Raw genomic sequence first — 26045 nt, 5'->3', positions numbered from 1 at the left:
CGGATGTGCCTCATTCATGCCACCTCTTCCACGAAACGGCTCGCGCTATGCCTGGTGATGGCGGCTTTTGCGGCCCTAGGGGCGGGGAGCGATGACTACCCGCAGCTTTCATGGAAGCCTACCTTCGGACTGCGCTACGGCATAACCCGGCAGGAGCGGTTGGAAGGCATTCGCCGCGCCTTCTCCAAGTTGGTCCAAGGCAAGGAACTGGTGGCGGTGATGGAATGCGGGATGGATTTTGAGCTGCCGTCGATGCTATCCATGATCAAAGAGCCTGCGGTTTTCGCGTTAGGGAGCGGTGTGCCGTATTCGCTTCTGCCCGACGCCGTGGCCCTGCGATCGTTCCGCTTCAACCCCTCTATAAATGTCGGCTGGATGCCGCTGGCAGACAACCCGCCCCCAGGTTATGCCACCGACTACCACGCCATGGTCATTCGCCAGACGCACGCCTGGGCCTTTTGGAAGAGCGAGGCTGACTCGCGTTTGATTGAGACGCTGCAAAGTTCGGATGATCCTGGATTCCGCCAGATCCTTGAATGGTATCAGAAACGGTCCAAGAGATGAGCCTGACCATGCCTGCACCCCATGAGCGAAACTCTTTCTCTGAAGGACTAGCCACCTTCTGCGGGATAAATCCCGCGCTCCACGGACCGCATGAGCAGCGCTGAATATTCAGGATGATCCCTCTCCTGCCGGAGTGACTCTTCCCTGCCCTCTCTTGCCTAGTTCAGCGCCTCACGGGCGGACTGGAAGAGGTAGTGGCCCCAGCCGTACTGGGTGTCTCCAGCCCAATCGGGATCGTAGTGCTGGCTCTTGAAAATGAAGCGCTCAGGGTGGGGCATGAGGCCAAAGACGCGGCCGGTGTCGTCCTGCAGACCGGCGATGGCGCTGGTGGAGCCGTTCACATTGGTGGAGTAAAGCAGGGCGGCGTGGCCGGACTTCACGTAGCCTGCGGCGGCGTCTCCCTCAGTAACGAGACGGCCTTCGGCGTGGGCCACGGGCAGCTCGAAGTTTTCAGGCAGCTTGCTGAGGTAGGGGCTGGCCTTGGTCTTGGTCTTCTTCAGGCCCACCCAGCGGCAGATGAAGCGGCCGCTGGTGTTATGAATGAGGCTGCCTTTGGGCAGGAGATCGAGCTGGGTGAGGATCTGGAAACCGTTGCAGATACCCAGGGCATAGCCGCCTTTGTCCACGAAGGTCTTCAATTGGTCGCCGAGCTTGGATTTGGTGATGAGCTGGGCGATGCGGCCGGACATCACGTAGTCGCCGTAGCTGAAGCCGCCGGAGAAAACGATCATCTGGGCCTTGTCGAGCGAGGAGGGTTCCAGCAGGGCCACGGGCAGCACCTCTGCCGTGAAGCCCGCCGCCTCCAGAGCACGAGCGGTTTCGGCATCGCAATTGGTTCCGGGGAATTTGAGAAGAAGGGCGTGGGGCATGGTTGAGACTCCCCGCATCTAGGCGAAACCGCCGAGGGATGCAACCGGACATCGAGACCGGCATGGAAAGTCTCGACAATGCCGCGCCCAGTCGCTATTTCGGATTTTCAGCCATCCGCCATTTCCTATCATTCATGTCACTCGAAGGCACCCTGAAGCTCGACTGTCCCAAATGCCGCCATTCTCAGCAGATGGTCGTCTGGCGAACCCTGAATGTGGACGTCTCGCCGGAAGCCAAGAAGGACTTCATGGAAGGACGGATCAATGTTTTGGTCTGCGAGAGATGTGGCAATCAGGCTCAGATCAGTGTGCCGTTCATGTACCACGACATGAGGCGTCAGGTTTGCGCCCAGTTCTACCCGGAGGAGTCGATCAAAGATGTGAATTTTCTGAATCGCTTTGACCGCGCCGCAACCATTAATACTGCAACGCTGCCGGATTCCAAAATTCCTGACTATATGCGCCACCAGCATGTCGTCTTCGACATGGATGAACTGGTACGTTACGTCCTGTTTCGGGAGAGGTTATATGACCATTACGCTTTCAAGCCGCCGGCGTAGCGGTAGCCGGAGCAGGTCAGTGCTCATGGGCTGACATGCGGCAGGGTGATAGGTCGAGTGCGAATGCGGCGCAAAAATGGAATCGACACTCCCGTTTTCGTGCCTCATCTTTTACCAGTATGATCTTCGCGATAACCGCATACCAAGCCCTACCGTCCGGGTTCGCGATCCTCATCATCGCCGTCGCGATCTTCTGCTATTGGCTGGCGATCAGGCGGCACAAATCGGCCATTCGGGCAGAGTTGACGAAGTTTAAGGTAGAGCTCATCAAGATCCGCTGGATTCCGTTTGAGGGAGGCAGGCATGACACCGTTTACGAAGTCACGCTGGTGCTTCCCTCGGGGAAACAGGTGAGTGCGATCTGCAAATGCAACCTGTGGCAGCGGGTTGACTGGAAAAGCCCGCCTTGGGCAGAAAATCTGCGACGTGAGCCCGCACCTGAGCAGTGAATTTGATCCTGCGGCGAAGTCCGTGCGGGTCGTGGCGGACTGCTACACCTGTGGCTACGACCTGCAGGAGGGCTGGGTGGCCTGCCCGAACTACGGGAACGAGGTGGCGTCCTGACACAGCAGAGGCATGGAGATGCATCCATGGGGCTGCGCAGGTCCGTAGGATCTGTGCCCTGCACCGCACCGCTTTTGGCTGGTTGCACAAGCCGGGTCATGCATTAGATTTCCCGCCCCTATGTTCAAAGAACTCCTCTCCCCTCAGAACACTTTTATCTACGGCATCGTGCTCTGCGGCATTTTCCTGGTGCAGTCCCTGTGGGGCCACTGGAAAACCAAGCGCGAACTCAAGCGCTACAAAGGCATGCTGAGCGACAAGCTGGACCTGGACTCCAAGCAGAGCCAGGACATCAACAAGGAACGCGCCGCGCTGAAGCAGGAAAACGAAAACCTGCGCATGCAGATCGCCCGCCTGAACGAGCGCCCGGACAACAAGATGCAGCGCGAGCTTGAGATCCTGGCCCGTGCGGAAAAGCAGATGATCATCACCGCACCGGGCTTTGCGCCGGCCTGGGAGATGGCCAAGTCCACCGCGCTGGGACAGCTGGAAAATGAGGAACGCGGCCAGTCCTTCCCGCAGAAGATCTTCCGCAAACTTATCGGCTCAGGCTCCTCGCAGAACAACGTGGCCCTGCCTGAATCCGCCGCTGCTGCCGCCAAGAACGGAGAAACCGCCGCCAGCATCGCCTGAGCCCAAGCGTGCAATGACCCGCACCGAGGCTTGGCTGGCGCTCAACCTGCTCCCGCAGGTGGGACCCGTGCGTGTACGCAAACTGCTGGAGCACTTCGGCAGTCCGGAGCGCATTCTCAGCGCGAAGGCGTCTGAGATTTTGCAGATCGAAGGCTTTGGCCTGGTGCAGGCAGAAGCGATCGCCGCGTGGGAATCCCAGATCGACCTAGATGCGGAGTTGAGGAAGATCAAGGAACGGGACCTGACGCTGCTCACCCAGGACGACGAACTTTACCCTCCCCTGCTGCGGGACATCCACAACCCGCCGCTGGTCCTCACTGTTTGGGGCGAGCTGACGAAGAGGGACCACAACGCGCTGGGAGTGGTGGGCAGCCGCCAATCGACGCACTATGGACTAGCTGCGACAAAGAAGCTGAGCTTTCAGATTGCCTACGCCGGCTATGCGATCATCAGCGGGCTGGCGCGCGGCATCGACACCGCTGCGCATGAGGCGGCGCTGGCTGCCAACGGGCGCACCATTGCGGTGATCGGTTCGGGCATCGGCAAATTGTATCCGCCGGAGAACATGGCGCTGGCGGAACGGATCGCCAAAAACGGCGCGGTGGTGAGCGAATATCCGGTGGACCGGATCGCGGACAAACAGACCTTTCCCTACCGCAACCGCATCGTGGCCGGATGGAGCTGTGGTTTGATCGTGGTGGAATGCCCGCTGCGCAGCGGCTCGCTCATCACGGCGCAGCAGGCCACGGAGCAGGGGCGGACGGTTTATGCCGTACCGGGTCCCATCGACAAACCGACGTCCGCAGGTTGCAACCGGCTGATTCAGCAAGGAGCCAAGCTCATCATGGATGGTGCCGATGTGCTCGATGATCTGATGACTCTCTTCCCCACTGCGCCGAAAGCCCCGCGTGTCGAAGAATCCCGCCCCGCCGCCGCGATGACGCTGGAGGAAGGGATTCTCTACGGGTCCATCAGCACGGAGGAGACGCACATCAATGACATCATCACAGCCTCCGGACTCACGCAGTCCACGGTATCCGCCACCCTGGTGCGGCTGGAGATGAAGCGGCTGATCCGGGCGCTGCCGGGACGAAGGTATGTGAGGGTGGTGTGAATCTGCAACTGGACCAGTTCTCAAAAGCCTTGTCCCATGGCCCAGCGATGGGGCGGCCGCCCCGGGTGCCAGAGAGAAAATAAAAATCATCAGCCGGCCGTGCGGTCACCCATCCGGGAGCGACGGCAAATGCGATGAGGACGGATAAGGTGGAGTTGTGCCCAGGGCAAACCTCTGCTGATCAAACGTGACCCTTTTGCGATGCTACGAGAAATGTCATTCTCTGCCCATGGGCACCAGATTGAAGCGTTTCGCCGCGAGAGCTACAAGGGTACCTTGATCCAAGTCTTGGACGAGTTTGACCACAGGGCACACCACTTTGCCCTGTGCGACCGGAGCGGAGAGATACTGGCCATGGCGCGCATTCTCCGCAGCGATGAGATTCAGCCGTTTGAACTCTTTCGCGAATCCAAGGCCAAGGGGCTTGCGCTTCCCACTACGGGCCTCGGTTTGGAATCTTCGCGGGTGTGTGCCCGGGAAGGCAGCGCCGGCCTGTACCTCCTGCGACTTTGCCTTGGCATCCGGGAAATCGCCCAACGGTGGGGAGCCGACTACGTCATCGCCAAAACCGAGCCCCATCTGCTGCCCATCTACAGGCAATTCGGCTTCAAGGTCATGGCGCAGCCGTTCATCAGCGACTTCTTCGGGGACAACCGCACGGTGCACCCCATCGTGTACCAGTGGCACCATTCCGCGCCCGAAAAGGCGGCGGAGATGGAGGATGTGCTGGTCTATTGATTTTCGAATGCGGGTGGCGGAATGGCATTGCTCAGGCCCGGGGGGCGTGTGCTAATCTCCCGCTGCATGAAAGCTTTCTCCCTGCCTCATCTTGCCGTTGCTGCCTGGGCATGTGCGGGCGGCCCTCTCCTGGCGCAGCAAAAAGCCGGGGCGGATGTGGCGCTGCCCGTGGGGAAGATTGCCTATGTGACGAGCGGGAACTTTGGAATGTCGGGGCGCATCTTTGTGATGGCGGGCAATGTCAGGACCATGACGCTCGCGCATCAAACGCGGGATCTGGAGTTTGTGGACGGCGGGAAGAGCATCCTCTACAGCGCCAATGATCCTGAGGCGAAGGGCATTCATCTTTACGACCTGACGCAGCATACCAACACTCGGCTGCTGCCAGCGAATGATGAAGCGGATTCCCCTGCCCTGTCTCCTGATGGAAAGAGGATCGCCTTTGTGCAAGGCGCGGAGTCAGGCTCTCACATCATGACGGCGGCTCCCGATGGCACGGACATCAAACAGCTGACTGACGGCCCCGGCTTTAACTGGACGCCGCGCTGGTCTCCGGATGGCAGGCGGCTGCTGTTTGAGACCACGCGCAATGAGCCACCGGGCGGTGGGGAGGCGGGCGGGCACCGCGACCTCTATGTGATGGATGCCGACGGCAGCCACCTGACCAATCTCACCGAAGGCTCCTACGGGCACAATGCCTCGTGGTCTCCGGACGGGAAACTCATCGCCTACATGAAATACGGCAGCATTTTCACGATGAAGAGCGACGGCTCCGAGAAGAAGAACATCAGCCACGGAAAAACCCGCGACTCCGAGCCTGCTTGGTCTCCGGACGGCCAGTGGATCGCCTTTACCCGGACGCCGAAGGGCCGGAACGCGATGGACATCTGGATCATGAAAAACGACGGCACGCAGCAGCGCCCGATCACCTTCAATGAAGGCACCGCCTGCTCCTACAGCCCGAGCTGGGGAAAGGAGTGAGGGAGAAATGAGCGAGGCTGGCGCGGCCTGCGTTTACACTTCCTACCATGAAATACCACACTCTCATCCCGGCACTGACCTCCCTCGTTTTGATCAGCCCTGTCCCAGGGATGCCAGCAGCCGAGGTGCCGCTGGTGAAGATCGCGGCGGCGCAGCTGGTGAATGGTTTCGGCACCTTTCTCTCGCCGGACTCCAAACGGAAGATCGTCGTCACGCGGCGCAGTGTGTCGCTGGTGGACTTTCAGGTGTTCGATGTGGCGAGCGGCAAGGAGCTGGCGAACGACTATGTGGGCTCCGATGCGATGCGGTGGTTTCTGTGGTGGGAAACGCCCGGCAGACTGTGGGGCTACGGCAGCGACATCGGCTATTTCAAGCTCTTTGAGTTTCGTGCGGATGGCTCGGTGATGACGACCCGGATCAAGCCCCAGATGGCAGTCCCCAAGTTTGTGCATGACAACCTGCCGAGCAGCCTCAAGAAGCGGTATCAGGTGGCGGTGGAGAAGTGATCAAGGAGATGCCGCAGAACGTCGAACCTCGCGGCAGCGTGTGGCAAAGGTTTCGCTGGATGTCTTCACCCGCAGCCCAGTGCTTCAGAGCTGCATCAGCGTTTGGCACCGGACTTGCCCTTCGCCTTCGGTTTCGGTTTCTCCGCCATGCGGGCTTTCAGCTCTTCGTACTCTTTGGCAAGGCGCTTGGTGACGACGCGGGGCTCTTTGTCGGTGGCTTCGGCTATTTTGAGGGCTTGGAGGTAGTGTTTTTCAGCCTCGGCGTCGCGGCCGGTGGCATCGCAGATTTCGGCGAGGTGCTCGAGGTAGGCGGTGATCCAGAGTCGTTGGAGGCCTTTGCTCTTTTCCTCGATTTTCAAGCCCCGGTGAAATAGCGCCTCGGCCTCGTCATACTGCTCAAGGTGCTGCAGGTAACCCGCGAGCACAAAGGCCGCGGTGGCGGTGAAGGCATGCTCGGGACCGGACTTCTTTTCCCGGATCTCCAGCGCGAGGCGGAGAAGCGGCACGGCATCTGACCAGCGCTCCTGATTGCGCATGGACTGCGCGAGTTCGCCGAGCGTTCGTGCGAGGCGATCGGCATCGGCACCGGCCTGTTTTTCACAGATGTCCACGGCGCGGCGATAAAGCGGCTCCGCCTCGGAATGACGCTTCAGGGAGCCATAGGCGCGGGCGAGATCCAGCAGGTCGTCCACCAGATCCCGATGCGCGTGGCCGAACTGTTTTTCGTGGATGGCCAGCACGCGTTTGAAGCAGAGCGCGGATTCTTCGTACTGCGCGGCGCTGTCCAGCAGGCGGGCGAAGGTGCGCAGGTGTTCGGCAAGCGGGGGACCGTCTGCGCCGAACTGCTTCTCCTTCAGCTCCAGGATGCGGCGGTAGAGCGGCACGGCCTCCGCGGGCAGGTTCATGAAGCGCAGCATTTCGGCAAAGTCCTGGCGGCATCTCTGCACGGTTTTGTGCTCGGGGTCCATGGCGGCCTCCAGGACGGGCAGCGCCTGGCGATAGCAAGGGAGCGCCTCGCCGCGCCTGCCTTCATTTTTAAACAGGCTGGCCAGCAGGAAGCCGATGTACGCGCAGTCGGGGTGGTCCGGCCCCAGACAGGCTTTGCGGATGTCCCAGGCGCGGCGCAGCATGGGCTCGGCATACTCCTGCTCACCGCAGGACATCAAAAGCTCGGCGATGTTGGCGCAGCAGGTGCCGAGGTCGGGGTGGTCCGGGCCCACCACGGCTTCATGCCATTTGACGGCACGGTGCATGATCCATTCCTTCGGTTTGTCGGGATCAATGCGGCGGGTCAGGTTGCCGGGGCTGGTGAGGCGATCTGCAACGGACGGCTCAGATCCCCGTACGGAGAGCTCATGAATTTCGAGGACGCGGCGGTAGTTTTTCAGGGCTTCGACCTGCTGATCGAGCTTTAGCAGAGCAGACGCGAAATTGTTGCAGCAGGTGGCGACTTCCAAGGAGTTCTTGCCACTGTTTTTCTCGCGCAGGGCGAGGAGCTGGCGGTAGAGGTCTGAGGCCTCATCATACTTGCCGGTTTCGCGCAGCAGTTCGGCGAGGTTGTTGAGAGCGGTGTCGAGCGCGGCTGGGGCTGCCGCCGGGGTATTCTTCCAAATGGAGAGGGCGCGGCGGTAGAGCGGCTCGGCCTCCTGGTAATGATTCTCCGCTTCGAGCAGGCTGGCGACGTTGCTGAGGCTGACAGCCACGGCGGGCGCGTTGGCCCCGTGCTGCTGCTCGGCCTGCCTGAGCTCTGCGCGGTAGCTCTCCAGCGTCTGCTTCAGTTCAGCCGCGGCGGCATGGAGACTGAGAAAGAGGAGGACGATGCAGAAGGATTTCACTCAGGGGATTTCACCGCAGCGGCGCTGGTTTGGAAAGACAAAAACGCGGCGTCCGGGCGGTGGCGGGCGATGAAGTGGCAGGCAATGAGGTTGCAAGAAAGTGCGTGGTCTGCGTATAAACTGCCAGCGTATTGCCTCATGAAAATCCTGCTCTTCCTGTTGATGGCATTTTTGTCCTCTTGTCAGAGCTACAAGAATCACGTTCGGCGGACGGGATCTTACCTGATCATTCAAATTGAAAAAACTCGGCCCAAAGTCGATCCAGCGATTGAGGATGTGATTGCACGTTCCTGGATCAAATCAGATTGGAAGAGATTCACTGAGTCGGATCATACGCTGTTGCTTTCCATTGAGCGGCAGTCGGGATGCAAAATAACGGCTATTGTTGGACCGGGCAAAGTCGTCAATGACGGGCAGAATGTGGCGATCTTCGGGGGAGTGCGCCACTGGGGGAAATGTTATGTGTGGGTGCGTTTCACTTATGGCGGAGGCATTCTTTATGGCATGGTTGAAGAGCCAGGCGGGTGGAGAATCGCGATTCGAGAAGTGCGGTTTGATGATTAGAATTTGTGAGGGCTGCATCGGTGGCAGGCAATGAGGTTGCAAGAAAGGGCGTGGCCTGCGTATAAACGGGCACCATGAAATACCGACCGCTTTTTTCGGCACTGGCCGCCTTTGTTTTTATCAGCTCGATCTCTGCCTCTCAAGGGTGTGAACGCTTTCGTGGAGGCGGCGGACAAGATCAACACGCTGCACAGTTTTATGATCGTGCGGCATGGCCACGTCATCGCGGAGGGGTGGTGGAAGCCGGAGGCGGCGGACAAGCCGCATGTGCTGTGGTCGCTCAGCAAGAGTTTTAATTCGACGGCGGTGGGCATGGCCATCGCCGAGGGCAAGCTGGGGCTGGATGATCCAGTACTAAAATTCTTCCCCGCTGAAGCGCCAGCGGAGCCTTCGGAAAACCTGAAGGCGATGAAGGTGCGCGATCTGCTGACGATGAGCTGCGGGCACGACACGGAGGTCAAAATCGTGAACAATGCGCCCACGGTGAAGGAGTTTCTGGCGCACCCGGTGCCGCACCAGCCGGGCACGCATTTCCAGTACAACACGCCGGGCAGCTACATGCTCTCCGCCATCGTGACGAAGACCACGGGGCAGACGTCTCTGGAGTTTTTGCAGTCGCGTTTGTTTGAGCCGCTGGGGATCGAGAATGCGAAGTGGGATGCCAGCCCCGAGGGGAATTCGCTCGGCGGCTACGGTCTGTATCTCTGCACAGAGGATGTGGCGAAGTTTGGGCAGCTCTATCTGCAAAAAGGAAAGTGGAATGGGAAGCAGTTGCTGCCTGAGCAGTGGGTCCAAGAAGCGACGAGCAAGCAGGTGCCGAACGAGAATGCCAGCCATTCGAAAATCGGCATCGACTGGACGCAGGGCTATGGCTTCCAGTTCTGGCGCTGCACCCACAATGCCTTTCGCGGCGATGGCCGCGCCGGACAGCTCTGCCTGGTGATTCCCGAGAAGGACATGGTGGTGGCCATCACGGCGGACTCGGGTGCTTTTCAAACCGAGATGAATGCCATCTGGGACCACCTCTACCCCGCCTGCGGGGAGAAAGCGCTGCCGGAGGATGCGGCGGCGCAGGAGAAGCTGAAGGCGGCGGTAGCGGCGCTGGTGGCGCATCCGGCAGCGGCAGCAGCTGGGAAGAAGAAATGAGGGGGCGGTGGGTGTTTGCGTGAGGGTGTGGGACCAGGATGGTCCCACTCCTAGAGGAGGCGCTCGGTTCGCGGGAGGTTTGGCAGGAGGGGGACCATCTTGGTCCTCCACGATGGTGCCGCTGGGCGTGATTGAGCGGAGTCAAGGGGGCCTATCAGTCATACAGGACCTATTGGACCTATCTCCGCGCTACCGCTTCTCCCACAGCAGCGCCAGAAACAGCGGAAACTCCTTCCGCGCTCGGTTCTCAGCGCGTGCCCTTGGTCCCGGCTGGCTTTCTTTATGGGAGTACCATTCGTCGATACCAGCCAATACCATGCCGGCCTGGAAGCCGGTGGCGGTGAGAGTTTGCAGGCTGCGGTGGAAGGATATGGTGCTTTCGCTCTCGGCCTGGCCTGGGTGCATGACGATGGGAATGGCCAGGGTGCTGCTGTACGCGTCCGTGCGGCGATACTGGATTTTGCGCTCTTCGTCATTGCCCCAGGCGGACTGGCGGGGGATGCGGAAGGCGGGGTGATTGACGACCCAGAGCATGCGACCGCCGGGCTTGAGGACTTTGGCGGCGGCTGCGGCGACGACATCGAGGTGCTCCATGTTTTGCACGCAGAGGATGGCGGAGGCGGCATCGAATTCGCCGAGGTCTTCGATCTGCGCGGCATCGCGGGCGAGGTAGCGCACAGGGGGCTTCACGGGATAGGTGCGGGCTTTTTGAATGAGGGTGGGGGCGGCGTCCACACCGGTGACCTGGCAGCCAGCCTGCGCGAGGGCGCGGGAGAAGACGCCCTGGCCGCAGCCGAGATCGAGCACACGCTCGCCGCGTTTCGGCGCGAGCAATTTGAGAGCCCCGGGAATGACGACGGCCTGATACAGCTCCGAACCGCGCTCGCCGATGATGCGATCGTACCAGTCGGCCGATTTTTCCCAGGAGGTGCCGTGTTCGCGACCTGCCTGCTGGCGGGGGCCGTGCTGCGGGCGGGCGCCCTGCTGTGAGTGACCGCCCTCTTGATCGCGATGGGGCTGTGGACGGCCGGCTTGGGTGCGTTTGCCGTATTGCTGGCGGTTGCCCTGCTGCGGGCGCTCGCCCTGTTCGCGGAAGCCGTCTTCACGGGTGCCCTGCCCGGTGCTGCCCGGCTCACGTGGGGGTGAGGGGCGGGGGCGGAAGGGACGGCGGGGGGGCTGCTGCGGCATGGGGCATGTATGCCGCAGCGGGCGGGGAAAGCCAGCGGCTCCGCACAATGTCCTTACTTTTATCTTCCCTCATTTGGGGTGATATGCCAGCCTCCACGCACTCTCTCCCATGTCATCCTCCCCTTCCCGTGTCGTTCCCGGTCTCATCCTCGCGGCACTGAGCCTGCTGAGCGCCTTTCTGCTGTTTCAGGTGCAGCCGATCATCAGCAAATTCATCCTGCCGTGGTTTGGCGGCAGCCCGGGGGTGTGGACGACGTGCATGCTGTTCTTTCAGCTGGTCCTGTTCGCGGGGTATGCGTATGCGCACACGCTGACGCTGCTGCCGCGACGCTGGCAGGGCATCGTGCACGGCGTGCTGCTGGGCGCGGCGATCGCCATGCTGCCCATCGCCCCGAGCGAGATGTGGAAGCCCACGGGGACGGAAGATCCCGCCATGCGCATTTTGCTGCTGCTGTTTGTGAGCGTGGGGCTGCCCTACTTCGTGCTCTCCAGCACGAGTCCGCTGGTGCAGGTGTGGTTCACACGGACCACGGGCGGCGCGAATCCCTGGCGGCTGTACGCGCTTTCCAATATCGGCTCACTGGCGGCGCTGCTGAGCTATCCGCTCTTCTTTGAGGTGCACTGGGATGTGCTGGAGCAGACGACGCTGTGGGCGGTGGGCTTTGGCGCGTTTGTGCTGCTGTCCCTCTCCGGCATCTGGATGGACCGCTCCCATGCGCTGGACACTGAGGCAAAGGCGGAAGTGCAGATGGATGCGGCTGCACCTGAGCCAGTGGAGGCAAAGCCCGACGCGGAAAATGCGGCTGCGGCTGCGGCATCTGCGGATCCAGCAGCAGAACCACCGCCACTGCCGCCATCACCGGCGGAAGTGGCGGCGGCCAGAGCAGCGGAAAATCCGGGCTGGGGGCGGCGCTTCCTGTGGGTGCTTCTGCCCGCACTGGCCAGCAGCGTTCTGCTCTCTGCCACAAATCACGTGTGCCAGGACGTGGCGGTGATCCCCTTCCTGTGGGTGGTGCCGCTGAGCCTGTATCTGCTGACGTTCATCATCTGCTTTGAGCATGAGCGGTGGTATGCGCGCATCTGCGCGCTGTGGGCGCTGCTGGCGGTTCCGGTGCTTTTCATCACCTGCACGGAAAATCTCATGCAGAAGCAGCCTTTCTGGTCGCGCTTTGAAAACTGGATGCACAACAACGTGCAGGCGGACCTGAACAAGATCACCCATCTCGATCTGAATCTGACCACGATCGACCTGACGCCGAACTTCATCTGGGAGCTGGGCTGGTCCTTTGGCGCGATGTTTCTGGCCTGCATGCTGTGCCACGGGGAGCTGACACGGCTGAAGCCCGCGCCACGGCGGCTGACGGAGTTTTATCTGCTGATGTCCCTGGGCGGGGCGCTGGGTGGCCTGTTCGTGAGCCTGGGCGCTCCGCATGTTTTCACCACCTTTGCCGAATGGCCCATCAGCCTCATCCTGGTGGCGGCGCTGGCCTGCTTAATCTTACTGCGCTGTGTGCTGAAGGTGCGCTGGGTGTGGGAATGGCTGCTGATGCTGGTCATCGCTGCGATCACCGCCGGGGCGGTGTGGCTGCTGATCCAAAACGCCACGATGGCGCAGGACTTGATGAAGGAGAAGCTGAAGCTGGAGGTCATGCCTCCGCCAGTGATGATCTACGGCGCGCTCGGCGTCATCGTCCTATGCGTGGTGGTGCTGCTGATCCGGAGCATCATGAAGGGCTTCATGCGTCCGGCGCTGCTCTCCGTGACGATGCTGGGCATCCTCTTCACCTTCATTGTGCTGATGATGGTGGACATGGGATTCAAGCACGAGCTAAAAGTGGAGCGCATCCGCAATTTCTACGGCATGCTGTCCGTAACCGAGGATAGAACGGAGGAAAACATCCTCATCTCCCGAGAGCTGGCGAACGGCGGCATCATCCATGGCATGCAAAACATGGAGCCGGGCCAGCGCGAGGAGCCGACGAGCTACTACGGCCACCACACGGGCATCGGCCAGGCGCTGGACAGCCTGAAGGGCCGCAGCGATGCGCGCATCGGCATCGTGGGCATGGGCGCGGGGACGGTGTCCTGCTACGCGAAGAGCGGGCAGACGATCCGCTTTTACGACATCAATCCGGATGTGGTGCGCATCGCGGAGAAGTACTTCACCTACCTCGAGGACGCGAAGAATCGCGGCGCGAAGGTGGAGATCGTGGTTTCCGATGCACGCCTGGCGCTGGAGCGGGAGAAATCGCAGCAGTTTGACGTCCTGCTGCTGGACGCCTTCAGCGGCGACTCCGTGCCGGTGCATCTGCTGACGAAGGAGGCCTTTGAAATCTATGACCGCCACATGAAGCCGGACGGCATCATCGCCGTGCACATCACCAACAGCTACCTCGTGCTGGCGCCGGTGATCGAAAAGATCGCCGAGGCGACGAAGTTCAAAACCACACGCATCGCCACCTTCCCCGAAGGCGACCATGACTCGACCGACTACATCCTGGTGACGCGCAATGAGAAGTTCCTCAAAGCCACGCCGCCGGAACTGCTGGGAACCGAAGTCGAACTGAAACATGACGTGCGCCTGTGGACGGACCGCTACCACAACCTGCTGCGCATCCTGGACATCCCGATGAACACGGTAAAGGCGGAGGAAGAGGACAAGAAAGAGGACGACGAAGGAAAGCCGACGGGTGCCTTTGAGTTCGCGCCCAAGCCGAAAGTGGAAACCGTGAAACTGGAGGTGCCCACGGCGGACATGAAGATCAACACGCAGATCCAGCTTCAGCCGAGTGCGCTGCCTGTGACGAATCCGCCTCCTGCCGCGAGCGCACCTTCACCTTCACCTTCACCTTCACCTTCACCTTCACCTACTCCTGCTCCTGCTCCTGCTCCTGCTCCTGCTCCTGCTCCTGTGCCGCAAGCTCCGAAAGGGGATGTGCCAACGACGGAAATGAAAACCAACGTGGACTTCCAAACGGCTCCTATGCCGCCGCGGGCAGCTAACCCATCACCGGTGACTCCCGCACCGAGCGCACCCCCTGTAGCGAGTGTGCCGCCCGTGGCGAACCCACCGCCCGTGACGCCCACCCCGCAGACTCCGAAAGCGACGGAGCCCAAAGCGGAAGGAAAGGTCGAAGCGAAGGCCAAAGAGTAGCCCTGCGGAGGTCTGGGATTTTTCTCACACTGCCGGAGAGTGTGCGCACAGCGCGCAAGATGCGGAATGTGGCTCGGTATTCCGATACCGAGTCGGCGCCGTAGCGGTATCGGAATACCGCTCTACACCCGCGCCGCCTCCCAACGAGCCCCACACTGCCTGCCTATTACCGTGGGGCCTGAGAAATCAAAGGCAGCCCACGCAAACGACTTCGCAGGGACCATTTGCGCAGGCCTGCGAACGCGTCAAAATGGGCCGAAACGTCATGCTCTCCAACGACCCAGTCCCCACGCCGCAGCAGCTGTTCCGCTGGCTGGACAGCGGCCGAATCAGCCGTGAAGAGTTTCGCACGGCCATGGCGGTGCATGCGGGCGAGCTCATCCAGGAAATGGAGCAGGCGCACGCCAATCCGCTGGTGGCCAAATTCAATGAGCTCATGAACCGCCGCGAGGCCTGGAAGTGGTCTCGCAGGCACGGGGAGGTGGTCATGCGTGAAATCCTCTGCGCGCTCATGGATGAGGAGCGGTTCGCCCCCGCGCGCTGGCTGTGGAATGCCGCGCACCCGCACGTGCCGCTGCACTGCTTTTTCCGCACCCGCGGCACGCCGGTGCTGCGCTTTGAAGAGATGACCGTACACCCGCAAAACGCCTCGGTGCTCATCGAGCACGGCGGCAGTGAGACGCTGGCCCCTACTCGCGAGAAGTTCTACTTCCGGCGCAACCGCCAGGGCATTCTCAACGTGGAACGCCGGGAGATGGTGTAGGTTTTGCTCTCTCTCCGTTCCTTTGCCTCGCATTCGTCATTCCGCACTTCACATTCCACACTCGTCATTCCGCATTCCGCATTCCGCATTCCGCGTTCGTCATTCTTCATTGATTCGCTTCGCTCGGCTCGTCATTCGTCATTTTTAAATGCTCCCTCCCCAGAAACACTCTCTCAGCCTGATCGGACTGGCCATCTTTGCCGTCATCTCGCTGGTCATCGGCGCCTACTATCGCTTCCCCGCCCTCGGCGACCGCCCGATGCATACCGATGAGGCGATCCTGGCGATGAAGTCGGCCGAATTTCAGGCCACGGGACATTTCCAATACGACCCGAAGGATTATCACGGCCCGGTGATGCACCGCATCACCCTTCTCTGGTCCAGGATCGCGGGCTGGGGCGACTCCTCGAAATGGACGGAGGCGCAGCTGCGCACGGTGCCGGTCATCTGCAGCCTGCTGCTGCTGCTTTCCACGCTGCTGCTGAGGAATGCGCTGGGCAGGCTCGGCACAGGCTTTGCCATGCTGCTCATGTGCATCTCCCCCATGATGGTGTACTACTCGCGCTACTTCATCATGGAGGTGCCGCTGGTGCTGTGGATCACGCTGACCCTCGCGGCGCTGTGGCACTACTCCCAGGGCGGCGGGCGCTGGTGGCTGCTGGTGGCGGGCATCTGCCTGGGCCTGCAGCATGCCACAAAGGAAACCTTTGCCATCAATGTCGTCGCGGGGCTGGTCGGCTATGGAGTCACGAAGGTCATGGTCGGAGACTTCGCACCACGCCGCAGCGGCTTCGACATCGGTGCGAACAAGAGCCGGGCAGCCCATCCCTGGCTGTGGGTCATCGTGGCGGCGGTGCTCACCAGCATCACCATTTACTCCGAGGGCTTCAAAGACTGGCAGGCCGTGAAGGACAGCGCGCTGACCTACATGAACTACTTTGAGCGCTCCGGAGGCAGCGGCCATGAAAAGCCCTGGCACTACTACCTGACGCTGATCTTTTACCGCAAAGACAGCCTGGTGTGGAGCGAGGCGATGATCGGCGGGCTCGGCATCGTGGGCATGCTGTACGCGTTTCTGGGAAATCACATGAAGCAGCCCACGCGGCAGGCCTTTCTGGTCTTCCTCTCCGTGTACACGCTGGCGCTGTTTGGCATTTATTCCTTCCTCGCCTACAAGACGCCGTGGTGCATCCTCAGCGCCCAGCATGCGCTGACTCTGCTGGCAGGCGTGGGCGCTGCCGCCATCTCGGGAGCGCTCAGGAATGGCTTCGGAAGGCTGGTGTTCAAAGTGCTCTTCGGATTGGGCTTGTACCAGCTTTTTGCCCAGACGAACCTGGCCATCCACGCTTATGCGGCGGACTCGCGGAATCCATATGTGTACTCCCACACCTCCAGCAATCTCATGCGGCTGCTGCCACTGGTGCGTGACCTGCAGAAGACCGCACCGGACAACGCCTTCAATGTGCTGGTGGTGAACCGGGACGCGGGCTGGCCGCTTCCCTGGTACTGGCGGGACATCAGGAGCGTGCACTACACCAACGCCATCCCCGAGACTCTGGATGCGCGCGTCATCATCGCCGAGCCCGAGATGAAAGCCGCGCTGGAGGCCAGGTTTAACGGCAAGGAATACGTGCAGCAGGATCTCTTCGGACTGCGGCCGGGGGTGATGCTGAACGTGTGGATCGAACGCTCCCTCTATGACAGGTACAGCCTGCGCATGGATCAGGAAAAGCAGAAGAAAAACTCCCCACCGTGAGCGAGGCCGCCCCCCAGCACCATCGCTTTTCCTGCCATGCGATGGCCACCACCTTCGACGTGATCATCAATCATGCCGATGCAGACGCCACCTACGCAGCGCAGGCGGCCCAGGCCGTGTTTCAGGAGATCGCCCGCCTGGAGGACGAGCTGAGCCGCTTCCGCGCCAGCAGCGACATCTACCGCCTGGGCCAGCTCAAGGCAGGAGAGAGCATCCTCGTGGGCATGGCGGCGTGGGATTGCCTCTCACTCGCCAAGGCCATGCATGCGGAAACGAACGGCGCATTCGACATCACCATTGGCCCGATGATGAACCTGTTTGTCACCTCTGAAGGCGAGCCGCGCCAGGTGAGCAAGGACGTGCTTGAGCAAGCGCGCCAGATCATCGGCAGCCAGCGATTTGACCTGGAGGAGGACACCATGCGCGTGACGGTGCATGCCAGTGGGATGATCTTTGACCTCGGAGCCATGGGAAAAGGCTACGCGCTCGATCAAGCGGCGGACATGCTGCAGGACTGGAAGATTGAAAACTTCATTCTCAATGCCGGAGACAGCACCATCCTCGCCATCGGCGCGCCCTTTGGCAAGGACGCCTGGTCCATCACCCTCGGTGGTGGCGAGAAGCGGACGCCCCTGAGCAACCGCGCCGTAAGCGGCTCCGGCTTTGCGGTGAAAGGCGCGCACATCATGAACCCGCGCCTCTTTGCCCCCGTGCCGCTCAAGAAACGCCGCACCTATGCGCTCGCGCCCACAGCAGCCCTGTCTGACGCCCTCTCCACCGCCTTCATGGTCATGGAGCAGGAGGAGATCCAGACGCTGTGCGGACGCTATGCGGAGGTGGAGGCGCTGGAGCTGGAGGTGTAGTGCAAGCTTGTGCGCTGTGGGTGTGGCGCAACGTTGAGGGATCAGGATGATCCCTCTCCTGCCGGAGGCGCTCGGTTCGCGGGAGTTCTGGCAGGATGGGGATCATCTTGATCCCCGGTTTGGATACGATGGGTGTGACGGAGCCGGATGAGCGAAACGAAAATGAGGGGCCAGAAAATTCAGAACCAAAATCAGAGGATTGGAAAAATCTTTTTACCCTCAATCTTTTTACCCTTTTCCGATACGCCCGCTTCCCGGCTCCCAGCGATCCCCAGAAGCACTCCCACCGATAGATTCAGACCCGAATCTGAAATTTTTCTACCCCTAATCTTTCTACCTTCATTCCGGCCTCATTCAATCTCCGCCCCCTCTGCCTCACTGCCCCTCCGCGGCAAAAAGCGAGCGTCCCTTTTGATAGCGAAAACCACCATCGCCCGTGTTGCTTCGAAGGAGGTTTTTGTGTAAGCGTTCAAAAGCCAAGGCACTCAGCAAGTCGATTGCTCTGGCTCCGTCGGCATGCTGCGCCTCACAAATCTTCCCGAATGACACGCTGGGCAGAATGGATACGATCCGCTCCGCTGCCTGGCTAAAATCATGAAATCACTCCTGCTCCTGCTTCTGGTCTTTTGGGGAACTCACTCCAGCTTTGCGACGGAGGCCAAGGAGGACTGGCTGACCACGTATTACAAGGCTCCCAAGCCCGACGCTTTTTCGAAAGAAGTGCGTGCACTGGTGGATCAAGGCGTGCTGAAAAACGAAAATGCACAGCCGCCGCTGGTGGCCTTTCTCAGCCGCGTCATGGCGGCCAACCCCAAGCGCATCGTGGGATGGCTGGAAGAGTTCAGCGATCTGGAAAAGGAGCAGCGCCAGATTCTCCTGGCCGCGGCCTGGTATTCCGACACCGATGAAGCGCGGGAGCTGTTCCAGAAGGAGAAGCAGGAGGTCTTTTTGAAGAAGAGGGCTCCTAATATCTTGGAGATGGAGGTCAACAATCCAAGCGCTCTCGACATGCTCTGGGGCTGCTTCATGGCCACAGGCGAGGCCGCGCCGATCCGTCGCATCGTGTCCGCCTTGAGCCTTGCCAGGCATGCCGGCGCCCTCGAACGCTTCAAGACTTCCGAGAAGACAGACAAGGACAAAGAGACGGCCTATCTGGACGCCACGTTTCAGTCGGCCATGTGGTCGCTCCAAAGCAACTGCACCAGCCATCCCCGGGTGCTGGAGCATTGCGAAGCGATCTATGCCGACAAAACCCTGCCAGCCGATCAGGGCCTGTGGCTCGCCACGGTGCTGGCCAAGGTGAAGCCTGAAACATACCTCCTCGAAATGAAGAAGCGCGCAGACGCACTCGGCTTCACCCTCCCGCCCGCCGCTGCGCCAGAGACGAAGTGAGTCTTCCCATCCCCCCGAAACATCCTGCCAACCACCCATGCGCCCACACACACTCACACGCCTCCTCATACTCCTCGCTGCGGCCATGCTCGTCTCATGCTCCAGCACGGCCAACAAGCCCTCCCAGGAGGAGCAGGCAAACCTCCTGGGGCCGCATGCCAGCAAGGCGCTGAGATGGACGAAGGTGGCCGGGCCTGACTTCAATGTTTACCACGGCTTCCCCACGCCACCGTTTCAGGGAGAGGTCGGCTTTTACCTCGGCGGACATCCTTCGTTCAAGCCGGCTGAGGGCGACGAAAAGCATGCCGGCCGCCTCGGCATTCACAAGGTCACCTGGCACCGCAAACACCGCCCCGACGGCTCCTTTTCCCAGGCGACGGTGTTTCCCATGGGAGACTACTGGAAGGTCCACGCCTGGGTGCATGCCTACAGCGTAGCCGATCTGGCCGTGCTGACGCGCGAGCTGAGCGCGGTGGACCTTTTCTCCAAAAGCGGCCCGCCCAAACGGGAGTAGGAAAGGAGGCACTGCATGCCCACTCCACCGCAAACCACCAAACACGTCGACCCGCGAACTGCCCAGTTTATCGAGCTGCTGATTGCGATCGGGCTGCTGACCGCGGTGCATCTCACATCCTATGTGCTGGTGGCGCGCACGCACTATGCGGAGGCTTACGTGACTTGGGCTTTGCTGGGGCCGCTGGGACTGGCTATCACCGGGGCTGCTGTGCTCCTCATCACGAAACGCTGGCACTGGGGACAGGCCGTCTATTTCGTGGTGATCGCGCTCGTTTTGAGCCTTCTGCAACTCCTTGCGATGGCGGGAGATTAAAGTAGCCCCACTGGCCTCAGAGTAGGTCGTATAAGTCCTATCCGGCCTATTTCCCCGCTTCCCATGCCCCTTAGCCCCTTACCGCCCCACCTAACTCCCGCTGTGCTGAAATTCTTGTGATAAGTCCCTCACGCCGCTGCGTTTACGGCCACATCCCCCCAAATTCCCTGTCTATGAATCCCCTCCGCAACGATCTCAGCCGCCGTGCCTTTGTCTCGGGTGCCGCCAAGACCTTTCTCGGCGTCAGCACCGCCTCGCACCTGGGCTCCCGCATTCTCGCCGCCCCCGGAGCAGGCGCGTCCCCGCTGAAGCAGGCGGCCACCGCGCGGAACGTCATCTACCTGTACATGAACGGCGGCATGAGCCACCTGGACACTTTTGACCCCAAGCCGGAAAAGGCGGACGTGATGGGCCTGACGAAGGTCATCAATACCAAAGTGGACGGCATCCGCGTGTCCGAAAACATCCCGCTGCTGGCCCGCCAGATGGACAAGCTGGCGGTGATCCGCAGCATGATGACCACGCAGGGCGCGCATGAGCAGGCAAACTACTACCAGCACACCAGCTACACCATGCGCAGCAGCATCCGCCACCCCTCCATGGGCGCGTGGTTGCAGAAGTTTCAGGACCGTGGCAACCCTACCCTGCCCGGCAGCGTGATGATCGGCAATGACAGCCGCCATCCCGGCGCGGGCTTCTTCGAGAGCCGCTTCGCCCCGCTCATGATCAACGACCCCGAGAGCGGCATCAACAACGTGAAGACCAACCAGTGGTTCACCGAAGAGCGCTTCAACAGCCGCCTCGATGTTGCCAAACAGCTCGACCGCAAATTCGCCGAAACCTACAACGTCAAAAACGTGCGCGCCTACTCGGACATGTACGATGACGCGCTGAAGATGATGAAGAGCGAGGAACTCGCCGCCTTCGACCTCGATGCCGAGCCGCAAGCCCTGCGCAACAAATACGGCACCGACCGCTTCGGCCAGGGCTGCCTCCTCGCCCGCCGCCTCGTCGAGCACGGCGTCCGCTTCGTGGAAGTCTCCTTTGGCAGCTGGGACACCCACAATGCCAACTTCACCCGCGTGCCCGAGCTGTGCGATGAACTCGACTCCGCCCTCAGCACCCTCCTCCAGGATCTGGAAGCCCACGGCCTGCTGGACGAAACCCTCGTGGTGCTCTCCACCGACTTTGGCCGCACGCCTGAGATCAATGCCAACGACGGGCGCGACCACCACGCCAAGGCCTTCACCTGCCTCATGGCCGGCGGCGGCATCCGCGGCGGTCAGGTGTATGGCGCCACCGATGAAACCGGTACCTCGCCCATCACCCCTCCGGTGACCATCCCCGACTTCAACGCCACCATCGCCTACGCCCTCGGCATCCCCCTCGATCAGGTCCTCTACAGCCCCAGCAAGCGCCCCTTCACCGTCGTGGACAAAGGCCGCCCCGTCACCGAGCTGTTTGGTTGAGCGAGGTGCGGCAGCGAGCCATGCCAGCGGAAAAGCCTCGTGCCCGAACAGGCTCTACACATCCACCGTTGCGCCGCGCAGATGATCGTAGGATGGGCGTCGCGCAAGCCCGCCCGTCTGGTCTGCCAGCGTGTGACAACACTGAAGGAGCGCGAATGGCCTCACCCTTCATGAGCGTGCTGCCACACCCATGGCGTACGAACGTCCTCACAGTCGGGCAGTTTGGCGAAGAGGTAGAATATTTTTCCAGGATCTCAGAGTCTAAAACTCTTTCACCCCAAATCTTTCCACCTCTTTTCCGACGCTAGATCCCACCTCTGCGCGTCCGCTGCAAAATCGAGCATCCATTGCCCGCTCATCACCTGCCTGCTGACGGAAAATGCACAACTCTCAGTTTGGCGCCATGGGCAGGTCAGAAAGGCGGCGGAGGGCGTAAGCTCTCGTGAGAGTGCTGTATTCGCTCATCAGGGCCGGTGTCACGTTCAGATTGCTCGGGAAGGCCTCGTATTCGCCGATGAGCTGCTCCAGCCTGCCCGCCAGCGCCTGCAAGTCTCCCGTGAAAAAGGAGTCGTGATAAAGCTTCAAATAATCCACCATAATATCCGCTTTCATGTCTTCGGCCAGGGCGGCCAGCATGGCCTCGTTCACGACAACGCCGAGGCCATTGGCGCTGGCGAGCTGCCGCGTAGCCTCGGTATAGCGGACGGTCCGCGCCTCCAAGGCAGCGCGATACGCCTCCAGCGTCTGCGGGGCGGGATACTGCGCCGGGTAGCGGGATTCCACCCCGGCATCGCCGGCATAAAGATCCAGCAGCGCCAGTTCCCTCGGCACCAGGGCATTGCCACCCGCCACTTCCAGCACGTCCCTCATCCAGGGCTGTGACTCGGGGTCGTCCATCATGCCGAGCAGGATGGCGGGCCGCTGCAGGTGACCGATTTTGAACATCACCTTTTTTAGCTCATCCTTCCTCGCCTCATCCAGGTCCTTCAAGTGGTCTCCCATCCTCCGCATCTGGACCGCGTAGGACTCGGACCGCTTATGCCGCTGCCACAGCCGGATGGTGGCGTGGATGTCCCGCAGCATCGGGCGCTCCGCAGCCAGCTTGTCCCACATCTGCCCATACTGCCGTAGATGACTGACCACCTCGGCCAGCTTCGCCTGCTTGGCCGCCAGCAGCCGGTCGCTCTCCTCCGCGGAGACATCCCGCGAATTCGCAGCCCGCCCGGCCTCATCGCCCCCCACGCGAACGACAGGGCCTTGGGCGGTCGCTCCGGCCCCCATGCCCAGGGCCCCCGCCTCAGCCTCATCTTCGTCCCCTTCTCCATGAAAAAGCTGCCAGCTAAAATACAGCCCCGCACACACAATGAACAACCCCAGCCCAACGGCCAGCGCCCGAGGATGCAGCAGAGTTTTCATCATCAAAGAGAGACGCACTGACGCGCCAGTGATCTCCCGATGCTGCGGCACCCTCCTATATCTGTCCATGGAAAACGATTGCAACATGCCGCGCCCGCCGCGCCTTCCTTACAAGACGCTGCCAGCAAGAGCCTCTAAGAGCGATGGGCGACGCGACGCGTTGAGGGATCAAGATGATCCCTCTCCTGCCTGAGGCGCTCGGTGCGCGGAGACACCGTCCCACTCGCAGACGATAAATCTGCTGACAAAGTTCATGATCGGCGGATGCTCGATCCAGTTAGCTTACTGATGGAACTTTCTCTACATGCCAACATGTGCGATCAGGCGACAAGGAAGATTGCTGACGCGCTCCATCAGCCATTCAAGGCGTTTGGAGCCGCACTCAGCCGGGAGTATGGCGGCACGATGAAGCATCTGTGGATCGACTTCGAACTGATCCGCTCCCATTGCGAGATGCGGCCACCCCGCGCCTTTCGACTCCAGAAGAAGGTCGGCGGCGGCCGTTGTCATCTCACCGGTTTGCAGACCGCTGTGAGCGAGCATGTGGGGCATTACAGCGTCAGACCTGATTTTGATAAGCTCCTGAGTTTGCCGATCGATACGATTGCAGCTTACGCGCTGTCTCTCATTTACCACTCCACCACCGTCCTGATCGACAAGCAGAAGAAGCTCGGAGCGATGGACATCACCCGTTTTCGCGAGGACTTTTTGGCTGCTTGCCAACAGATCGGACACCCGCCCACGCTCTGACCATGGAGGGAACAAGCAGCACTGTCTCATCGCAGCCGATCCCCCCAGAAACCGGGAGGAAGAGGCGGAGTAGGAGGAAGAGGAAGATTCTCTGCGCCTCCCCCGCCGCTCATGGCGCGGATCTTGCTGCTTCGTCAAAACCTACCATTTGCGCCCCCGCTGCCCCGGTGTATGGAGGTTCTCCCCCCGGAGATTTCTGGAAACCTTTCTTGAAAAATCCCAATTAATTAGCAAAACTTAAATAATCTATCCACATGGACGAACTCACCATCTCGCGCGTCATCGGACGCGAAATCATCGACTCTCGCGGCAATCCCACTGTTGAAGTGGACGTTTACATTGAAGGTGGTGCCATGGGCCGTGCGGCTGTCCCCTCCGGTGCCTCCACCGGCGAGCACGAAGCGCTGGAACTGCGCGACGGCGACAAGAAGCGTTTCCTGGGCAAAGGCGTGCTGAAGGCCGTCGATGCCGTGAACAATGAGCTGGCAGACGCCATCATCGGCGCAGACGCCTGCGACCAGGTGGGCATCGACAACGCCATGCGTGAAGTCGATGGCACCAAGACGAAGGCCAAGTGCGGCGCGAACGCCATCCTCGGCGTCTCCCTTGCCGTGGCCAAGGCTGCCGCTGCGACCATGGGCATTCCTTTCTACAAGTACATCGGCGGCCCGAACGCCAAGGTGCTTCCCGTGCCGATGATGAACATCATCAACGGCGGCGCGCATTCCGATGCCCCGATCGATTTCCAGGAGTTCATGATCATGCCGAAGGGCGCTCCCACGTTCTCCGAATCCCTCCGCTACGGCGCTGAAGTGTTCCATTCCCTCAAGAAGATCCTGCACGATCTGGGCCTCAGCACCGCTGTGGGTGACGAGGGCGGCTTCGCCCCCACGCTGAAGAGCGCCGACCACGCGCTGGAAGTCATCGCCCAGGCGGTGGAAAAGGCCGGTTACAAGCTCGGTGAAGACATCTTCATCGCCCTCGACGTGGCCTCCTCCGAGTTCTTCGACAAGTCCAAGGAGAAGTACGTCTTCAAGAAGTCCGACAAGTCCGAGCGCAGCGCCGCCGAACTCGTGGCCTATTACGCCGAGCTGCAGAAGAAGTTCCCCATCATCTCCATCGAAGACGGCTGCGCCGAAAACGACTGGGCAGGCTGGAGCACCATCACCAAGGAAATGGGCCACAACACCCAGCTCGTGGGCGATGACCTCTTCGTGACCAACGTCGAATTCCTCCAGAAGGGCATCGACCAGAAGGTGGCGAACTCCATCCTCGTGAAGGTGAACCAGATCGGCTCCCTCACCGAAACCCTCGACGCCGTTGACCTGGCCCACCGTCATGGTTACACCGCCGTGATGAGCCACCGCTCCGGTGAAACCGAAGACTACACCATCGCCGACCTCGCCGTCGCCACGAACTGCGGCCAGATCAAGACCGGCTCCATGAGCCGCAGCGATCGTATCGCCAAATACAACCAGCTTCTGCGCATCGAGCAGGAACTGGGCGAGAACGCCATCTTCGGCGGCCGCATGAAGGTCTAGTAGCCCCACCCGCTCAAACTCATTATGAACTACCGAGAAGTGCGCGCATCAGAGCCTCAGTCACGCTGGGAAAGCTGGATGCGCGCATTCCTCAAGGTGGGCCGCTTCGTACTCCTGCTGCTGGTGGTGCCCGTGGTGTATGTCCTGTGCGACAATCCCATGGACACACAGAACGCGATGCGCACCAAGCTGGAGCAGCTCAAAGGCCAGCGCGATGCGCTGCAGGCCGACCGCGACAAACTCCTGCGCCGCATGGAGTGGATCAAAAGCGACAACGACTACCTCGAATTGGCCGCCCGCGACCGACTGCACCTGCAGAAGGAAGGCGAGTATGTGCTGAGGTTTTAGAGAAGGTAAAAGGTCAAGGAATCGTCAAGAGGGTCAAGGCATGCCGCCGAGGGTGGAATCATCCTCGTCATCCTAATCGAACTCGAACTCATGGCCCGGCCATGGCACGTCGCATCGAGCAGTTTTAAGTGATTCTACAGCCTCACGGGTCGCGTATTTTCGAAAGCAGGAGGCTGGAACCCATCGCCGTTCACGCCTCGCGAATAGATACACTCAGCGCCTTTGTGACGAGTACATCCTGCAAGGTAACGCTCTATTCAACGCCTGCTGAGCTCCACGAAGCCATCAGCCAGCACTGAGACAGCTCCCCAGCCAAGGGACCAGGATGGTCCCCCTCGTGCGCTGTGAAGTGTCACGACCCTCCGGGGTGAAAGACCCCGGCCATCTGGAACCGTGTTCCGGGTGAGAACTTGAAGTAACTGCGTCGCCGCGAGGCGGGGTGGAGAGCAACGGAAAGAACCTGACAGACCGCAACAAAAGTGAACACGATTCGGCCACAACA

26 protein-coding genes are annotated in these 26045 nt (G+C 60.9%); 22 read left to right on the top strand and 4 right to left on the bottom strand.

Annotated elements, in window-relative coordinates; all coding sequences use genetic code 11:
- Nucleotides 1-3 precede the first annotated feature (3 nt).
- Nucleotides 4-564 (top strand): hypothetical protein, encoded by a 561-nt coding sequence (locus tag ACILSR_RS30795; RefSeq protein ID WP_395753660.1) that lies wholly within the window; start codon nt 4-6, stop codon nt 562-564.
- 158 nt (nt 565-722) lie between these two features.
- Here ACILSR_RS30795 and purQ read toward each other — a convergent pair whose 3' ends face one another.
- Nucleotides 723-1433, bottom strand: coding sequence for a phosphoribosylformylglycinamidine synthase I (gene purQ, locus ACILSR_RS30790; RefSeq protein WP_395753659.1), 711 nt, complete (start codon nt 1431-1433; stop codon nt 723-725).
- Nucleotides 1434-1471: 38 nt separating this feature from the next.
- Between purQ and ACILSR_RS30785 the strand changes: the two genes are divergently transcribed.
- The 8 genes from ACILSR_RS30785 (at nt 1472) to ACILSR_RS30750 (ending at nt 6529) form a co-directional block, all read left to right on the top strand.
- Nucleotides 1472-1993 (top strand): CpXC domain-containing protein, encoded by a 522-nt coding sequence (locus ACILSR_RS30785; protein ID WP_395753658.1) that lies wholly within the window; start codon nt 1472-1474, stop codon nt 1991-1993.
- 119 nt (nt 1994-2112) lie between these two features.
- Entirely contained in the window at nt 2113-2442 is a 330-nt protein-coding gene (locus tag ACILSR_RS30780; RefSeq protein WP_395753657.1) for a hypothetical protein, read from the top strand.
- Nucleotides 2420-2557 (top strand): hypothetical protein, encoded by a 138-nt coding sequence (locus tag ACILSR_RS30775; protein ID WP_395753656.1) that lies wholly within the window; start codon nt 2420-2422, stop codon nt 2555-2557. Before ACILSR_RS30780 ends, ACILSR_RS30775 begins: the two co-directional genes overlap by 23 nt.
- 120 nt (nt 2558-2677) lie before the next feature.
- Nucleotides 2678-3190, top strand: a complete 513-nt coding sequence (locus ACILSR_RS30770; protein ID WP_395753655.1) for a hypothetical protein — start codon at nt 2678-2680, stop codon at nt 3188-3190.
- 13 nt (nt 3191-3203) lie between these two features.
- A complete protein-coding gene (gene dprA / locus ACILSR_RS30765; RefSeq protein WP_395753654.1) occupies nt 3204-4304 on the top strand; it encodes a DNA-processing protein DprA in 1101 nt (366 codons plus the stop codon).
- A 354-nt stretch (nt 4305-4658) separates the two neighbouring features.
- Nucleotides 4659-5042 (top strand): hypothetical protein, encoded by a 384-nt coding sequence (locus ACILSR_RS30760; protein WP_395753653.1) that lies wholly within the window; start codon nt 4659-4661, stop codon nt 5040-5042.
- 66 nt (nt 5043-5108) lie between these two features.
- Nucleotides 5109-6023 (top strand): hypothetical protein, encoded by a 915-nt coding sequence (locus ACILSR_RS30755; RefSeq protein ID WP_395753652.1) that lies wholly within the window; start codon nt 5109-5111, stop codon nt 6021-6023.
- Nucleotides 6024-6070: 47 nt separating this feature from the next.
- Complete coding sequence (locus ACILSR_RS30750; protein WP_395753651.1) at nt 6071-6529, top strand: hypothetical protein; 459 nt, start codon at nt 6071-6073, stop codon at nt 6527-6529.
- A gap of 95 nt (nt 6530-6624) precedes the next feature.
- Here the strand turns inward: ACILSR_RS30750 and ACILSR_RS30745 are convergent, their stop codons facing one another.
- A complete protein-coding gene (locus tag ACILSR_RS30745; RefSeq protein WP_395753650.1) occupies nt 6625-8364 on the bottom strand; it encodes a tetratricopeptide repeat protein in 1740 nt (579 codons plus the stop codon).
- A 138-nt stretch (nt 8365-8502) separates the two neighbouring features.
- On the opposite strand from ACILSR_RS30745, the gene ACILSR_RS30740 reads away from it, so the two are divergent.
- Nucleotides 8503-8928 carry a hypothetical protein gene (locus ACILSR_RS30740; RefSeq protein ID WP_395753649.1) on the top strand — a complete coding sequence of 142 codons (426 nt, stop codon included), beginning with the start codon at nt 8503-8505 and terminating at the stop codon, nt 8926-8928.
- 147 nt (nt 8929-9075) lie between these two features.
- Complete coding sequence (locus ACILSR_RS30735) at nt 9076-10074, top strand: serine hydrolase domain-containing protein (RefSeq protein WP_395753648.1); 999 nt, start codon at nt 9076-9078, stop codon at nt 10072-10074.
- Nucleotides 10075-10263: 189 nt separating this feature from the next.
- Here the strand turns inward: ACILSR_RS30735 and ACILSR_RS30730 are convergent, their stop codons facing one another.
- A complete protein-coding gene (locus tag ACILSR_RS30730) occupies nt 10264-11262 on the bottom strand; it encodes a class I SAM-dependent methyltransferase (protein ID WP_395753647.1) in 999 nt (332 codons plus the stop codon).
- A gap of 109 nt (nt 11263-11371) precedes the next feature.
- On the opposite strand from ACILSR_RS30730, the gene ACILSR_RS30725 reads away from it, so the two are divergent.
- The 8 genes from ACILSR_RS30725 (at nt 11372) to ACILSR_RS30690 (ending at nt 21488) form a co-directional block, all read left to right on the top strand.
- Entirely contained in the window at nt 11372-14416 is a 3045-nt protein-coding gene (locus ACILSR_RS30725; RefSeq protein WP_395753646.1) for a spermidine synthase, read from the top strand.
- A 265-nt stretch (nt 14417-14681) separates the two neighbouring features.
- A complete protein-coding gene (locus ACILSR_RS30720; RefSeq protein ID WP_395753645.1) occupies nt 14682-15179 on the top strand; it encodes a hypothetical protein in 498 nt (165 codons plus the stop codon).
- 148 nt (nt 15180-15327) lie between these two features.
- Nucleotides 15328-16935 carry a flippase activity-associated protein Agl23 gene (locus ACILSR_RS30715; protein ID WP_395753644.1) on the top strand — a complete coding sequence of 536 codons (1608 nt, stop codon included), beginning with the start codon at nt 15328-15330 and terminating at the stop codon, nt 16933-16935.
- Nucleotides 16932-17798, top strand: a complete 867-nt coding sequence (locus ACILSR_RS30710; RefSeq protein WP_395753643.1) for an FAD:protein FMN transferase — start codon at nt 16932-16934, stop codon at nt 17796-17798. Before ACILSR_RS30715 ends, ACILSR_RS30710 begins: the two co-directional genes overlap by 4 nt.
- A 594-nt stretch (nt 17799-18392) precedes the next feature.
- On the top strand, nt 18393-19190 hold the full coding sequence (locus ACILSR_RS30705) for a hypothetical protein (RefSeq protein ID WP_395753642.1): 798 nt from the start codon (nt 18393-18395) through the stop codon (nt 19188-19190).
- Between the two features lie 37 nt (nt 19191-19227).
- Entirely contained in the window at nt 19228-19704 is a 477-nt protein-coding gene (locus ACILSR_RS30700) for a hypothetical protein (RefSeq protein ID WP_395753641.1), read from the top strand.
- 15 nt (nt 19705-19719) lie between these two features.
- Nucleotides 19720-20019 carry a hypothetical protein gene (locus tag ACILSR_RS30695; RefSeq protein WP_395753640.1) on the top strand — a complete coding sequence of 100 codons (300 nt, stop codon included), beginning with the start codon at nt 19720-19722 and terminating at the stop codon, nt 20017-20019.
- A gap of 173 nt (nt 20020-20192) precedes the next feature.
- Nucleotides 20193-21488 carry a DUF1501 domain-containing protein gene (locus tag ACILSR_RS30690; RefSeq protein WP_395753639.1) on the top strand — a complete coding sequence of 432 codons (1296 nt, stop codon included), beginning with the start codon at nt 20193-20195 and terminating at the stop codon, nt 21486-21488.
- A gap of 390 nt (nt 21489-21878) precedes the next feature.
- Here the strand turns inward: ACILSR_RS30690 and ACILSR_RS30685 are convergent, their stop codons facing one another.
- Nucleotides 21879-22907, bottom strand: a complete 1029-nt coding sequence (locus tag ACILSR_RS30685; RefSeq protein WP_395753638.1) for a hypothetical protein — start codon at nt 22905-22907, stop codon at nt 21879-21881.
- Nucleotides 22908-23168: 261 nt separating this feature from the next.
- Between ACILSR_RS30685 and ACILSR_RS30680 the strand changes: the two genes are divergently transcribed.
- The 3 genes from ACILSR_RS30680 (at nt 23169) to ACILSR_RS30670 (ending at nt 25543) form a co-directional block, all read left to right on the top strand.
- On the top strand, nt 23169-23654 hold the full coding sequence (locus tag ACILSR_RS30680; RefSeq protein ID WP_395753637.1) for a hypothetical protein: 486 nt from the start codon (nt 23169-23171) through the stop codon (nt 23652-23654).
- A 254-nt stretch (nt 23655-23908) separates the two neighbouring features.
- Nucleotides 23909-25195: a phosphopyruvate hydratase gene (gene eno / locus ACILSR_RS30675; RefSeq protein WP_395753636.1), complete on the top strand. Its 1287-nt coding sequence runs from the start codon at nt 23909-23911 to the stop codon at nt 25193-25195.
- A gap of 24 nt (nt 25196-25219) precedes the next feature.
- Nucleotides 25220-25543: a septum formation initiator family protein gene (locus ACILSR_RS30670; protein WP_395753635.1), complete on the top strand. Its 324-nt coding sequence runs from the start codon at nt 25220-25222 to the stop codon at nt 25541-25543.
- The last annotated feature ends 502 nt before the right edge of the window (nt 25544-26045 follow it).

Origin of the sequence: Prosthecobacter sp. (assembly GCF_044222565.1) — a bacterium.
Classification (GTDB): domain Bacteria; phylum Verrucomicrobiota; class Verrucomicrobiia; order Verrucomicrobiales; family Verrucomicrobiaceae; genus Prosthecobacter.
Note: the sequence above shows the minus strand (reverse complement) of the source record. Positions and strands in the feature narration are given on the sequence as shown.